Below are 13,365 nucleotides of genomic sequence, written 5' to 3' on the forward strand. Positions count from 1 at the left end.
CGCTCTGAACACCTCAACACACCTCAACACACCTCAACTCAGATGTTCCCTCACTCCGAAGGAGATCGACCGATGGTCACCAGCAACCTTGTTCTCATCGCCGGCGCCGGTGGCGTGGGCCGCACGGTCCTCGAGCAACTGCGCGCACAGGGCGTGCCGGTGCGCGTGATGGTCCGCCGCGACGACGATCGTGCTGCCGAGCTGCGCGCACTGGGCGCGGAGGTCGTCACCGGCGATCTGACCCGACCCGAGACCGTCGCCGCCGCGCTGGAGGGTGTCGGGCGGATGTACTTCGCGATGCCCGTGTCGCCGGACCACCTGCTGGCGGCAACCGTGGTGGCCTCCGTCGCGAGGGAGTACGGGAAGCTGGACGCCCTGGTCGGGCTGTCCCAGATGACGGTGTCGCAGATGACCGCCACCAGCACCGAGGAGTCGCACCAGCAGCGGCTGCACTGGCTGGCGGAGCAGGTACTGAACTGGTCCGGCCTGCCCATGGTGCACATCCGGCCGACGGCGTTCCTGGACACTCCGCTGTTCACCTCGCTGGCGGCGCGGTCGATCCGGGAGAACGGCACGCTCGCGCTGCCGTTCGGCACCGGACGCACCTCGCCGATCGCCGTGGACGACGTCGCCCGGGTCGTCGCCACCGTGCTCCGCGACCCGGCCCCGCACATCGGGCAGGTCTACGAGCTGACCGGTCCCCGCTCGGTCGACATGAAGGAGCTGGCCGGGGAGTTCTCGCGGGCGCTGGGACGACCGGTGACCTACGTGGACGTGCCCCCGGAGAGGTGGGAGGCCGAGCTCCCGAAGCTGGGGATGCCGCCGCACCTCGAACAGCACGTCGCCGTCATGGGCCGACTGCACCGTGAGAACCGCTACGACCGCACCGCCGACGGCGTCGAACGGGTGACGGGCGCACCTGCCCGGACGATCGAGGCGTTCGTGGCCGCCCGCAGGGACTTCTACCTGGGCTGAACCGCCTCCCGGCCAAGGCCGGCCCCGGGGCGAGCCCGCAAGAAGCCCTCGTCGAAGGGAGGTTCAGGTCGAAGAGAGGTTCAGCTCGACGGGAGCATCTCCGAGGTGATCGCCCATCGCTCGTGGTCGCGCCACGCCCCGTCGATGTAGATGAAGTCCGGCGAGAACCCCTCGAGCCGGAATCCGCAGCGCCGGGCGAGGGCGATCGAGGCCGCGTTCCGGGGCTGGACGTTGATCTCCAGCCGGTGCAGCCCCATCGCCCCGAAGGCGTACCGGACCACGAGCCCGAGTCCCTCGGCCATCAGCCCGCGCCCCGTGGCGTGTGCGAAGGCGCCGTAGCCCAGCGCCCCGCACAGGAAGCCGCCCTCGACGATGTTGTTGATGTTGATGAAGCCGGCGATGGCCCCGTTGTCCCGTTCGCAGACCAGGAACCCGGCCTTCGTACGGTCCTCGATGAGCCGCCCCGCGTAGGCGGCGTAGGCGTCGACGCTGCGGGGCGGGAAGAGCCAGGGCTGGTGCAGCGCCTTGCTCTCCCGGGCCCGTGCGGTGAACTCGGCACCGTCCTCGTGGGTGAAGTGCCGGATGCCCACGCGGGGGCCCTCGGCAAGATAGGCGGAGGCGTTCTCAGGCATCCCGACACAGTACGCGACGGCGGCCTGCACGCCAGGTCCTAGGTGAGCGCCGGCTCCTCCAGCGTCAGGGTCCCCGCGTCCGCGTCGAGTTCGGCCCGTACCCCGAGGGGAATCGTCAACGCGCCCTCGCCGTGCCCGAATCCGAACTCCTCGACGACCGGCACCCCGAGCCCGCCGAGCCGGTCGGTGAGCAGCGTCCGCACGCGCTCGTACGGCGAGCAGCGCGCCCAGGAGCCGAGCAGGATCCCGGTGACCCCGTCCAGCCAGCCGGCCCGCAGGAGTTGGGTGAGCACCCGGTCCAGGCGGTACGTCTCCTCGCCCACGTCCTCCAGGCAGAGCAGGCCGCCGCGCGCGGAGGTCCGGGCGTGCGGGGTGCCCAGGTCGGCGGCGAGCATGCTCAGGCATCCGCCGAGCAGGACACCCGAGGCGCGGCCGGGCACGAGCGGTGCCGCGTCCCCGCCGGACCCGATCACCCGTACCGTCTCCGGTTCGAAGAGCGTCGCCCGCAGATGTTCCTGTGCCCGCGCGTTCTTGATGAAGTCGACGGCGGCGACCATCGGCCCGTGCAGCGTCGCCAGCCCCGCCCGGTTGGCGAACGCCTCGTGCAGTGCCGTGATGTCGCTGAAGCCGAGGAGCACCTTGGGCCCGGCGGCCCGTATCGCGTCCCAGTCGAGGAGGTCGACCATGCGCTGGACGCCGTAGCCGCCGCGGGCGCAGAGCACCGCGGCCACGTCCGGGTCGCACCAGGCGGCCTGGAAGTCGGCGGACCGGTCGGCGTCGGTGCCCGCGAGGTAGGTGAACTCGGGGTGCCGGTCCAAGACATGTGGTGCCACGACGGGGTCGAGGTCCCAGCCGCGCAGGATGTCGAGGCCCGCGGCCAGCCGCTCCTCGACCACGGGCCCGCTGGGAGCGACGACGGCGACGCGGGCCCCAGGGGCGAGACGGGCGGGACGGGTCAGGGCTTTCACTGGGTGGACTCCACGATCGGTGGGACGGATCCCGTCGGCGCCGCGACGGGTTCTTCCTGGGCGGTGAGGTGCAGGGTGGGGATGCCGGGCGGACGCAGGCCGAAGACCTGGGCGTACAGGGAGAGCTCGGCCTCCAGGGCCCGCACCATGGTGTCGGCCCGCCGGAACCCGTGCCCCTCCCCCTCGAAGGTGAGGTAGGCGTGCGGTACGCGCCGCCCGGTCGACCGGGCCAGCCTGGCCAGGAACCGTTCGCACTGCGCGGGCGGACAGATGACGTCGTCCAGGCCCTGGAGGAGGAGGAAGGGCGCGGCGATGCGGTCGGCGCGCTCGGTGGGCGAGCGTTCCACGTAGCGGCCCGGCACCTCGGCGATCGGCCCGATCAGCGTCTCCAGGTACTGCGACTCGAAGTCGTGGGTCTCCCCCGAGCCCCATTCGCCGAGGTCGAGGACCGGATACAGGATCGTGCCGCAGGCGTAGACGTCGGTGCTGGTCAGGGAGGCCGCGGTGGTCCAGCCGCCCGCGCTGCCGCCGCGGATGGCGAGCCGGCGCCGGTCGGCGGTGCCCTCCTCGGCGAGGGCGAGCGCGACGGCCGCGCAGTCCTCGACGTCGACGACGCCCCACTGCTCGCGCAGCCGGTTGCGGTACTCCCGCCCGTGTCCCGCCGATCCCCCGTAGTTGACCTCGGCGACGCCGATGCCGCGCGAGGTGAAGTAGGCGATCTCCAGGTCGAGGACGAGGGGCGCGCGGCCGGTGGGCCCGCCGTGCGCCCACACGACGTAGGGCGGCAGTTCGTCGCCGGGTGCCACGTGGTCGGGGTGGTGCGGCGGGTAGATGTGGGCGTGGACCTCGCGCCCGGCGGGGCCGGTGAAGGTGCGGATCTGCGGCTCCGGGTAGTGCGCGGGGTCCACCGGGTCGGCGTGGCCGGCGCCGATCACCCGGGCGCGGCCGGTACGGGCGTCCAGTTCGACGACCTCGTACGCGCTGCGGGGGCTGGCGGCGACGCCCACGATCCGGCTGCCGTGGACCGCGAGTGTCGGGGTGAACTCGGTCCAGGGGCCGGCCGCGTCGACGACCTCGCCGGTCTCCGGGTCCAGTATTCCGAGCGCGGTGGCGCCCCGGCCGTGCACGACGGCGACGAGCCCGCTCTCCAGGGGCGCGAACCAGCGGTACCCGATCTTCCACAGCGGCCCGCCGAACTCCTCCTCCCGGGGACAGACCGGCGTGTCCTCCCCGAGCCGGTAGAGGTTCCACCAGCCGGAGCGGTCACTGGCGTACAGGAGGGTGCCGTCGGGGGTCCAGTCCGCCTGGGCGATCGACTCCTCCGGTCCGCCCGCGACGGGCCGCGCGCCGCGCAGGGTGCCGTGCTCGGTGACGTCGGCGAGGATCAGTTCGGTGCCGTCCCAGGGCATGCGCGGGTGGTCCCAGGCGAGCCAGGCCGCCTGCGCGCCGTCGGGCGAGAGCCGGGGCCCTGTGACGAACCGGTGGCTGCCGTCGGTGAGTTCGCGCACCGCGTCGCGGTCCTGCGCCGCCGACCCGTCGAGCGGCACCGCGGCCACGACCCGTCGTACGTCGGTGGGTCCGTCCCCGGTGAACTCCTCCAGCACACACCACACTTCGCCCAGATCGGGGCGCAACCGCGGGTCCACCCACCGCAGTCCGCCGCCCACCGGGGACACGGGGGTCAACGGGCGGGGCCGCGCGTCCGGGGCGTCGGGCTCGTAGGCGTAGAGCCGCTGGTCGGCGAAGTTCACGAACACCACGAACGGCCCCTCGGGGCGCATCTCGCCGGCCCAGGGCTGTCCGCCGTACTCGATGACCCGGCTGCGCACGTTCCAGGGGGCCGGCAGCACCGGCTCCTGCGTGCCGTCGACCTGTCGGCGTACGAGGGTGCGCCGTCCGCCCTCCGTTGGCCGGGGCTCGGTCCACCACGCCTCGTCGCCGACGAAGCCGACGAACTCGGGATGCCCGTCGTGCGCGGCGGCGAGCGCCGCGTCGATGGGCGAGGGCCACGATCCGTACGCCAGGTTCTGCATCCTGTCCTCTCTAGGCCGTGCGCAGGAAGCGGTCGAGGACGCGGACGCCGAAGTGCAGCGCCTCGACGGGAACGCGTTCGTCGACTCCGTGGAAGAGGGCCTGGTAGTCGAAGCCCTCGGGGAGCTTGAGCGGGGCGAAGCCGTAGCCGGTGATGCCTAGGCGCGAGAACTGCTTGGCGTCCGTACCGCCCGACATGCAGTACGGCACCACGTGCCCCTCCGGCGCGAACTCCTCGACGGCGGCACGCATCTTGGCGTACGTCGGCGAGTCCACCGGCGACTGGAGGGCCACCTCGCGGTGGTGGAACTCCCACTCCACGTCCGGTCCGGTGAGCCGGTCGAGGGTCGTGCGGAACTCCTCCTCGCCGCCCGGCAGATAGCGGCCGTCCACGTGGGCGACGGCCTCCCCCGGAATCACGTTGACCTTGTAACCGGCGCTGAGCATGGTCGGGTTGGCGCTGTTGCGGACCGTCGCCTCGACGAGCGCGGCGGCGGGCCCGAGCTTGTCGAGGAGCCCGTCGACATCGTCCAGGTCGGCGTCGACGCCGTACAGCGTGGCGAGTTCGGTGAGGGCGGCGCGGACGGTCGGAGTGAGCCTGAGGGGCCACTCGTACGCGCCGATCCGGGCGATCGCCTCGGCCAGCCGGGTCACCGCGTTCGCCCGGTTCACCTTGGAGCCGTGGCCCGCCCGCCCGCGCGCGGTGAGCTTGATCCAGCCGGTGCCGCGCTCCCCCGCCGCGATCGGGTACAGCTCCCGGCCCGCGCCGTCGTGGAAGGTGAACGCCCCGGACTCGCTGACGCCCTCGGTACAGCCCTCGAACAGTCCCGGATGCCGGTCGGCGAGGAACCCGGAGCCGTCCTGCGCGCTCGCCTCCTCGTCGGCCGTGAACGCGATCACCAGATCGCGCCGGGGCCTGACGCCGAGGCGCGCCCACAGGCGTACGACCGCAAGGATCATCGCGTCCATGTTCTTCATGTCTACCGCGCCGCGGCCCCACACAACCCCGTCGCGGACCTCCCCGGAGAACGGGTGCACGCTCCAGTCGTCGGCCTGCGCGGGCACCACGTCGAGGTGACCGTGGACGAGCAGCGCGTCGGCGGACGGGTCGGTGCCTTCGAGACGGGCGACGACGTTCGTACGGCCCTTGGTGCGCTCCAGCAGTGTGGGGTCGAGGCCCGCTTCGGCGAGGCGCGCGGCGGCGTACTCGGCGGCGGGGCGCTCCTGGCAGTCGCCGCCGCCCCGGTTGGTGGTGTCGAAGCGGATGAGATCGGAGGTGAAACGTACGACCTCGTCCAACGCCCGCTCGTCCACGGCCCGCTCGTCCGTGGGCCGTTCGTCCACAGTCCACTCGTTCATGGCTCTCTGCTCAGCCATACTGCTCCTCCACCGCGGCCGAGACGATCGTGGTGACCGCCTTGAAGGTGCGAATCCCCTCGTACATGGTGTCGCTGGTGTACTCCACCTTGCGCTCCCCGACACGCCGCACGCCCGGCACGACGGTGGCCGCCATCGACAGGTGCTCGGCGTCGAATTCGAGTGCCACCGTGAACGGGCCCCCCACCAGCGGTTCTTGACGTACCGCCAGGGATGCCGCCGCCTTGGCCGCGGCCCGGATGTCGGCGGCGGTCCTGGCCGGTGTGCGGCAGACCGCCGTGTACCGCGACACATGGTCCTTGACGGCGACCTTGAGTGCCTCCGGCGCGTAGCCGAGCGCGTCCTCGCAGGTCAGGTCGTCGCCGGTGACGAGCACGACGGGCACCCCGTACTCGGCGACGACATGGGAGTTGAGCAGCCCCTCGCTGGCCCGTACGTCGTTCACCCACACGCCGGTGATCGAGTTGGGGAGGTAGGTGTGGGCGAGGACGCCCTCCGTGCCGGCGCCCGTGTGGTAGCCGACGAACGCGATCCCGTCGACGTCTCCGTGCTGGACGCCCTCCACCATGGACAGCGTCTTGTGGCGTCCGGTGATCATCTCGGCCCGGTCGTCGAGCTGCTCCAGCAACAAATTGCGCATGGACCAGTGGGCCTCGTTGATCAGTACCTCGTCGGCGCCGCCGTCGAAGAAGCCGAGGACGGCGGCGTTGACGTCCGAGGTGAACATCGGCCGGCAGCGCTCCCACTGCGGGGTCCCCGGCAACACGTCGGCGGGCCAGGTCACCCCGGTGGCGCCCTCCATGTCGGCGCTGATGAGGATCTTCACGACACACCCTTCCGGCACAGGTCAGCGGCTGTCTCCATGTCGTGTCACGTTACGTGGCGCCGCACGGCCGGGCCAGGAGGCCCTCCACGGACGTCACCACGCCGACCGGACCCGACCGCCCCGACCGGTCCCGTCAGGGTTTCACGGCGACGGCGCCGTACTGCGGGAGGACGGCGCCGGTGCCGGGCCGGGCGCGCCACTGGGCGCAGGAGACGAGGCCCGGGTCGAGCAGGTCCAGGCCCTCGAAGAAGGTGGTGATCTCCGCGCGGCCACGGGCGGTGATCGGCGGGGTCGCGTTCTCGTTCCAGAACCTCATGGCCGCGACGTTGCCCTCGCCACCGAGGTCGGCGTCGGTGGTGGGGTGGGTCAGGGCGAGACAGCTGCCGGAGGGCAGCGCGGCCATGATCCGGCGCACGATGTCGCGTGCCTCGTCGGTGTCCAGGACGAAGTTGAGGATGCCCAGCATCATGACGGCGACGGGCCGGCCCAGGTCGAGGGTTCCCGCGGCGCCCCGCATGACGGCGTCGGGGTCGTGGACGTCGGCGTCGAGGTAGTCGGTGGCGCCCTCGGGCGTGCCGGTCACCAGCGCGCGGGCGTGGGCGAGCACCACGGGGTCGTTGTCGACGTACACGATCCGCGACTCGGGGGCGATCCGCTGGGCGATGTCGTGGGTGTTGTCCAGGGTCGGCAGTCCGGTGCCGACGTCCAGGAACTGCCGTATCCCGCGCTCCCCGGCCAGGAAGCGGACCGCGCGGCCCAGGAAGTCGCGGTCGGCCCGGGCCACGGCGCGGATCACCGGGAACATCGTGGCGACCTGCTCGCCGACCGCCTGGTCGACTGGGTGGTTGTCCCGGCCGCCGATCCAGTAGTTCCAGACCCGGGCGTTGTGCGCCACGCCCGTGTTCAGGTGCCCCGGCTCTCCCAACGGGCCTCTGCTCTCCCCCACGGCTTCCCCTCCCGGCACTCCGGCAACGGTTCAGAGGGCTAGCATCGCCCGGATCAGTCCTCGTAAACGGTCAGCACGACGCCGTCGAGTTCGATGCGGCGCGGGGTGCCGCCCTCGCCCCGGACGAGGGCGTCCAGGCAGCGCCGGAAGAGTTTCAGCTCCTCCTCGTCGAGGACGGCCGCGGCGAGGTCGAGGAGTTCGGTGAGTGCGCCCTCGGTCAGTATGTCGGGCAGCTCACCGGAGAGGAGGACGACGGACTCTCCCGTACTGCCCCGCACCACTGCGGTGGTGGGTCCTCCGTGCACGAACAGCACATGTCCCCCTGGGTGACACAGGGGTCGTGCGGCTCACGTGCCCCGAGCAGAATGAGAGACTAGCTGCGGATCTTGGGGGTTTCGGCCGTTCTGGATTCTTTTACCGGGAACCCCGGGAAGCGGAACCGGAGCACTCGGACGGGCGTCTTCGCCGTACGGCCCTTGACCGGGCCAAAGCCTCCGGGGTGCCTCCGACGGAGCAACCGTACGGACCGAACCGAGGTCAACGTCCCCTTGACGAGGGGCTCCGACATCCGACGCAGACCCCCGCAGCACCACCGCCACCCAAGTCCACCCGCCCCTACGACGCCACTCCGCCCCCCATCACCCGAATGCAAGCCACCCTCGTAGACGCGGACGCACACCCCTCCGGAGACGACTGCCACCCGGGCAGGGTCGGCCACTGTCCGCCGACCGGGCAGCCCTCCGGCACCGAGGGCCCCCGTACCCGCGGACGCCTGCCAACGCACCACCCGCCCCGCGCGGCGCGCCCCGACAGGACCTAGCCGCGTCGCGCGTCGCGGCCCAGCAAGGACTCGACCAGCGCGGCGACATGGCGGCGGTCGTCGGCCGAGAGTTGCTGGACGCTGGCGATGAGCAGGTCGACCTCGGGGTCGGCCGGCGCGCCGGGCGCGCCTTCGACGGGCGGGGCGTCGGCCGCGTAGACATGAATGCCGCACGCCTCCGCGGCGGCCCGCCGCACGGTGTCCAACGACAGTCCAAGCCCCTTGGACAGCCCCTCCAGCGTGCTGGGCTGGGGCATGCGCACCACCCGCTCGGCCGTGGCCAAGTGGTGGACGGTGGAGCGCGGAATGCCGCCCCGACGTGCCACCTCGCCGTAGGACCAGCCTTCGCGGTCGAGGCGATCTCTGATGATCTGCTGCAGTGCGTTGGCCACCGATGGTCACTTCCTGCTCGCCGCCGGGCGGAACTCTTCCAAGCGGGATCGATTCTACGTGGGGCTTCGCTCCGGCCCCAGAAGTCTTTCCCCGAACCGCTTGCGCGGCGAGCTCCAGGGCTACTACTGTCCAATCTCGTTGGACAGCACGTCCGACCAGATTGGACAGAGTTTGGGGGGAACCAGCCTGTGTCCGATCGGAAATGCCCATCCCTGAGGGGGAATTGATCATGATGGACAACCGTGAACTCGACACCGAGACCGCTGAGCTGCTGCCGGGTCGCGAGGCCCTCGGTCGGCTGAAGTTCAGCTTCGGCAAGACCGTCAACGTGACCAAGCACGTCGCGAACATCGACGCCTCCAACCAGTCGGCCGCCCTGAACGACCACTCCAGCTGGTCGGACGCGTCCTCGGGCGCCTCGCAGGCCATCAACGTCCACCAGTAATCGGCACCGGAGGCTCGCCCGCCTCCACATCACCGGATGCTCGCCCGCATCCGCCTCTGTGCCATCACCACACCCGGATCAACGAACCACGTCCCGAAAGGACATCCCATGAGCATGGACATGAACGAGCTGCAGTCCGAGTCCGCCGAGCTCCTCCCCGGCCGCGAGGCCCTGGGCCGCCTGAAGTTCAGCTTCGGCCGCACCACCAACGTGACCAAGCACGTCGCCAACATCAGCGCCCACAACGAGTCGGCCGCCCTGAACGACCACTCCAGCTGGTCGGTGGCGGAGTCCAGCGCCAACCAGGCGATCAACGTCACGCAGTAACACCCGCCACGCACAACGGCTGTTCGGCGGACCGCGCCCGGGGGCGGGCGCGGTCCGCCCTTGGGGGGGAAGGACCAGAAATGACGGCACTGGGGGACGGGCCCGCGTTGCTGTACGACACCGGGTCGCCGGTGCCGGGACCGGGGGGAATCCCGGTCACCTACGAGCAGTTCGCCACGGGAAGCCTGCCGGTTGTCGGCGCCGGCGTCGAGGTGCTGCCGGTGCCTCGACTGAGCTCCGGGCTCAAACTGCACGGGGAGTACCAGGGTTCGGGCTTCACCGAGCCCAAGTACATCGCGCGCCGCGGAGACGGCCAGGTCGTGCAGCTGTCACGGCTGCTGTACCTGGTCGCCTCCGCGATCGACGGCGTGAACGACATCGAGACCATCTCGCACCGGGTCAGCGCCCGCTACGGCCGCGAGCTCAGCGCCGACAACGTGCGTTTCCTGGTCGAGGAGAAACTCGACCCGCTCGGCGTCACCGTGCCGGAGGGCAAGGAGGAGGACGAGGTCTCGGCGCCGCGCTCCGACCTGCTCCTCGCCCTCAAGGGGCACCGGATCATCTTCAACGAGCGCAGGGCGGGCCGGATCGCCCGCTCGCTGGCCTGGCTGCACCGCCCCACGGTGGTCGTGCTGATGCTGGCGGCGGCCGTGGCCATGGACGTGTGGCTGTTCGGCTTCTTCGGCGCGGTGGAACCCGTGCTCCAGGTCCTCGACCAGCCGGTCCTGATGCTCGTCGTGTTCGCGCTCACCGTGGCCTCGCTGGTCTTCCACGAGTTCGGCCACGCCTCGGCGTGCAGATACGGGGGCGCACGGCCGGGCTGCATCGGCTGCGGGCTCTTCCTCATCTGGCCGTCCATGTACACCGACGTGACGGACATCTACCGGATCGGCCGGGCCGGACGGCTCCGTACCGACCTGGGCGGGGTGTACTTCAACGTCGTCTTCATGCTCGGGATGGCGGGCGCGTACTTCGCCACCGGACAGCAGTTCTTCCTGGCCACGGTCTATCTCGGGCACTTCGAGATCCTGGAGCAGCTGATGCCGGCCGTCCGGCTGGACGGCTACTACATCCTGGGCGACCTCGCCGGCGTCCCGGACCTCTACGGCAAGATCAAACCGATTCTGCTCAGCACGGTGCCGGGTCGGCGCGGCACGGCGGCGCGCGCCGAGGTCGTCGGGCTCAAGAAGTCGTCCCGGACCATCATCACCACCTGGGTCCTCACCATGGTGCCGCTGCTGATCGGCGAGCTCGGGTACGCGCTGTGGAACCTGCCGCGGATCGTCGCGACGATGGTCCGCTCGCTCACCGACCAGGTCGTGGGAACCGGGGACGCCTTCGCGGGCGGTCAGATCGCCGCGGCCCTGATGGGCGTGATCGGCTGCTTCATGCTGCTGTGCCCGATGGCCGGCGTGGTCTATCTGTCGCTCAAGATGGGCGGCCGGGTCTTCCGCGCCGCGAAGCGGTCGACGGCGGACAAGCCCCGGCTGCGGGTGGCACTGTGCGCGCTGGCACTGCTGGGCCTCGGCTCGCTGAGCTACGCGTGGGTGTCCGGTGTGACACCCGAGCCGCTGCCGAAGCGTCCGCCGATCGCGCCGATCCTCCAGCCCGGCGTGTCCACGGCCGAGCCGCCCGCCCGGCCCGCGACCGCGCCCCGGCCGCACACGTCACCGTCCGACACCTCGGCGGCCCTGCCGTCCGGCGCCGCGTCCTCCGGCTCCACGGCCACCACCGCGCCGAGCACGTCGGCCTCGCCCAGCGCGGGCGCCTCCGCCTCCACGTCACCCGGCGCCTCCCCGTCCACGAAGCCGACCACACCGGCCGGCGGTCCGGGCGCGACGGGTTCCGTCTCGGCCGGTCCGCCCGCGGGTCCGTCCGAGCCGCCCGGCCCGTCGCCGTCCGTCTCGTCGTCCGCACCGGCGCCCTCGACGGATCCTCCGACGCCGACCGAATCCGTCAGCGCGACCGGCGCACCGAGCCCGGCCACCCCGTGACCGCCCTCGGCGATCACCAGCCCGGTGGCCGTCGTCCCGCCGAACCACGACCGCAGGAGACCCATGTGAGTACCCATCCCAACACGCACCGCAAGCCTCGCCCAGCCGGCCGGGGTCTCTCCCAACGAGCCATGCGCATAGGCCTGTTCGCGGCAGGCGCGGCCGGTATCGCCGCGGCGGTCCCGGCCCAGGCCGCCACCGCGGCGGCGGGCTCGGTCGCCCGCCACGCCGTCGCGGAGGACCACACCTTCAGTCACGCCGACCGGGCGCATCCGACCCAGGTCAAGGACTCCTTCACCGTGCGGCAGCTCGGCACGGCGAAGGCGGTGGGTGTACGCAACCAGGCAGGCGCGGTCTCCGTCGGCTGCTCGGTCGACGCGCACTGCCGGTCGGTCGCACTGTCCTTCCAGATCGTCACGCTGGCGGGCCAGAACACCCACCTGAACGCGGTGAACCTCAGCGACGCGACCAACGAGCACTGCGACGGCTGCCAAACCCTCGCCGGCGCCTACCAGTTCGTGGTGTCCACCGCCCGTCCGTTCACCCTGGACGCCACCGCGCAGCGCAAGCTCGCCGACATCCATCGCAGGCTGGACGACCTGACCCGGTCCAAGATCCCGGCGGCCGACCTCAAGACGCAGGCCGACTCGCTGGCCGCGGAGGTCACCGCCGTACTGCACGACGCGGTGGCAGGCGCACCGAAGGCTCCGGACGCGCCCGCCGTCGCGGTCCACCGTCACCTGGACGGCTGGCCCGGCCACTGACCCAACGGCCACCATGAAGGGGTACGGCGTCACCGACCGGCAGGTGACGCCGTACCCGTGCGTGCGGCTCAGCCGGCCGTGCGACCTGCCACCAGCCACTTCGACGGCAGCTCGATCCGCGCGCCCTCGGGCGTGAACTCGGTCGTCACGAGGGGGAGTTCACCGCTCGCGAGGACGGTGAGGCCCGCCGCGCGGAGGTAGTCGGGGACCGCGTCGTCGGACACCTCACCGGGCGCGATGCCGTGCCGGAAGATGGGGGCCAGCTTGGGCGGCGGTCCGTCGGAGCCCCGGGCCAGGCCCATCAGGACCGGCCGGGCGGCTTCGGAGAGTTCGACGAGAAAGACCCGGCCGCGCTCCCCCACCAGGGTGGCGAGGGCGTCCACCAGCGGCTGGCGGTCGTCCGGCTCGCACTGGTGAAGCACGCCCCGCATATAGACGTTGGCGTCGCCCAGCTCCGCGTGCAGGGTCTGCGCCTCGGTCTTCTCGGCCGCGTCGAGCAGCCGGTACGTCGCCTGGCCCGCCGGATCGGCGAGGCGGGCGTGCTCGAGAGCGGCGGCCGAGAGGTCGGCGCCGACCACATGCCGGAAGCGGTCGGCGAGGAAGCGGGTCTGGGTGCCGTTGCCGCAGCCCAGGTCCACGACCGGCAGATCGTGAGCCGACAGGTACGGCTCGAAGAGGGCGAGGTGGACGCCCGCGGTCAGTGCGGGGTCCGCGTCCCAGAAGACGGCTCCCTGCTCGTCGGGGGCCTCGCCCCAGAAGCCCTCCCAGGCCTCCCTGTACCGATGTGTCACGCTCATGCCCGCTCCCCAGGTCGCCACCACGGCCCGCCGAGGATGGCGGGCGGGATCGGTCTATCGCGCCGGGCGG

Annotated in this window: 14 protein-coding genes; 5 read left to right on the top strand and 9 right to left on the bottom strand. The window is 71.8% G+C overall.

Annotated features, from left to right (window positions below; translation table 11 throughout):
- Positions 1-72: 72 nt before the first annotated feature.
- Positions 73-975, top strand: a complete 903-nt coding sequence (locus KVT44_RS19615; protein ID WP_217567953.1) for an NmrA family NAD(P)-binding protein — start codon at positions 73-75, stop codon at positions 973-975.
- 80 nt (positions 976-1,055) lie between these two features.
- Here KVT44_RS19615 and KVT44_RS19620 read toward each other — a convergent pair whose 3' ends face one another.
- The 8 genes from KVT44_RS19620 to KVT44_RS19655 all read right to left on the bottom strand — a co-directional run bounded on the left by KVT44_RS19620 (position 1,056) and on the right by KVT44_RS19655 (position 8,967).
- Positions 1,056-1,607 carry a GNAT family N-acetyltransferase gene (locus tag KVT44_RS19620; RefSeq protein ID WP_099919797.1) on the bottom strand — a complete coding sequence of 184 codons (552 nt, stop codon included), beginning with the start codon at positions 1,605-1,607 and terminating at the stop codon, positions 1,056-1,058.
- A 38-nt stretch (positions 1,608-1,645) separates the two neighbouring features.
- Positions 1,646-2,575, bottom strand: coding sequence for an LD-carboxypeptidase (locus tag KVT44_RS19625; RefSeq protein WP_217567954.1), 930 nt, complete (start codon positions 2,573-2,575; stop codon positions 1,646-1,648).
- A complete protein-coding gene (locus KVT44_RS19630) occupies positions 2,572-4,608 on the bottom strand; it encodes a prolyl oligopeptidase family serine peptidase (protein ID WP_217567955.1) in 2,037 nt (678 codons plus the stop codon). Before KVT44_RS19630 ends, KVT44_RS19625 begins: the two co-directional genes overlap by 4 nt.
- Before the next feature lie 10 nt (positions 4,609-4,618).
- Positions 4,619-5,965, bottom strand: a complete 1,347-nt coding sequence (locus KVT44_RS19635; protein WP_217568044.1) for a M20/M25/M40 family metallo-hydrolase — start codon at positions 5,963-5,965, stop codon at positions 4,619-4,621.
- A gap of 10 nt (positions 5,966-5,975) precedes the next feature.
- Complete coding sequence (locus KVT44_RS19640) at positions 5,976-6,809, bottom strand: M55 family metallopeptidase (RefSeq protein WP_217567956.1); 834 nt, start codon at positions 6,807-6,809, stop codon at positions 5,976-5,978.
- A gap of 133 nt (positions 6,810-6,942) precedes the next feature.
- Positions 6,943-7,755, bottom strand: coding sequence for an SAM-dependent methyltransferase (locus KVT44_RS19645; RefSeq protein WP_217567957.1), 813 nt, complete (start codon positions 7,753-7,755; stop codon positions 6,943-6,945).
- 53 nt (positions 7,756-7,808) lie between these two features.
- Positions 7,809-8,060 carry a hypothetical protein gene (locus KVT44_RS19650; RefSeq protein WP_225900559.1) on the bottom strand — a complete coding sequence of 84 codons (252 nt, stop codon included), beginning with the start codon at positions 8,058-8,060 and terminating at the stop codon, positions 7,809-7,811.
- A gap of 511 nt (positions 8,061-8,571) precedes the next feature.
- Positions 8,572-8,967: a helix-turn-helix transcriptional regulator gene (locus KVT44_RS19655; protein WP_190168052.1), complete on the bottom strand. Its 396-nt coding sequence runs from the start codon at positions 8,965-8,967 to the stop codon at positions 8,572-8,574.
- A gap of 227 nt (positions 8,968-9,194) precedes the next feature.
- Between KVT44_RS19655 and KVT44_RS19660 the strand changes: the two genes are divergently transcribed.
- The 4 genes from KVT44_RS19660 (at position 9,195) to KVT44_RS19675 (ending at position 12,498) form a co-directional block, all read left to right on the top strand.
- Positions 9,195-9,413 (top strand): hypothetical protein, encoded by a 219-nt coding sequence (locus KVT44_RS19660; protein ID WP_067362861.1) that lies wholly within the window; start codon positions 9,195-9,197, stop codon positions 9,411-9,413.
- Between the two features lie 108 nt (positions 9,414-9,521).
- Positions 9,522-9,740: a hypothetical protein gene (locus KVT44_RS19665; RefSeq protein ID WP_054230284.1), complete on the top strand. Its 219-nt coding sequence runs from the start codon at positions 9,522-9,524 to the stop codon at positions 9,738-9,740.
- 80 nt (positions 9,741-9,820) lie between these two features.
- Complete coding sequence (locus KVT44_RS19670; RefSeq protein WP_217567958.1) at positions 9,821-11,734, top strand: hypothetical protein; 1,914 nt, start codon at positions 9,821-9,823, stop codon at positions 11,732-11,734.
- Positions 11,735-11,799: 65 nt separating this feature from the next.
- Complete coding sequence (locus tag KVT44_RS19675) at positions 11,800-12,498, top strand: hypothetical protein (RefSeq protein ID WP_308314047.1); 699 nt, start codon at positions 11,800-11,802, stop codon at positions 12,496-12,498.
- 68 nt (positions 12,499-12,566) lie between these two features.
- Here KVT44_RS19675 and KVT44_RS19680 read toward each other — a convergent pair whose 3' ends face one another.
- A complete protein-coding gene (locus tag KVT44_RS19680; RefSeq protein WP_217567959.1) occupies positions 12,567-13,295 on the bottom strand; it encodes a class I SAM-dependent methyltransferase in 729 nt (242 codons plus the stop codon).
- Between the last annotated feature and the right edge of the window lie 70 nt (positions 13,296-13,365).

The sequence above is a fragment of the Streptomyces sp. GbtcB7 genome (assembly GCF_019091445.1).
Classification (GTDB): domain Bacteria; phylum Actinomycetota; class Actinomycetes; order Streptomycetales; family Streptomycetaceae; genus Streptomyces; species Streptomyces mirabilis.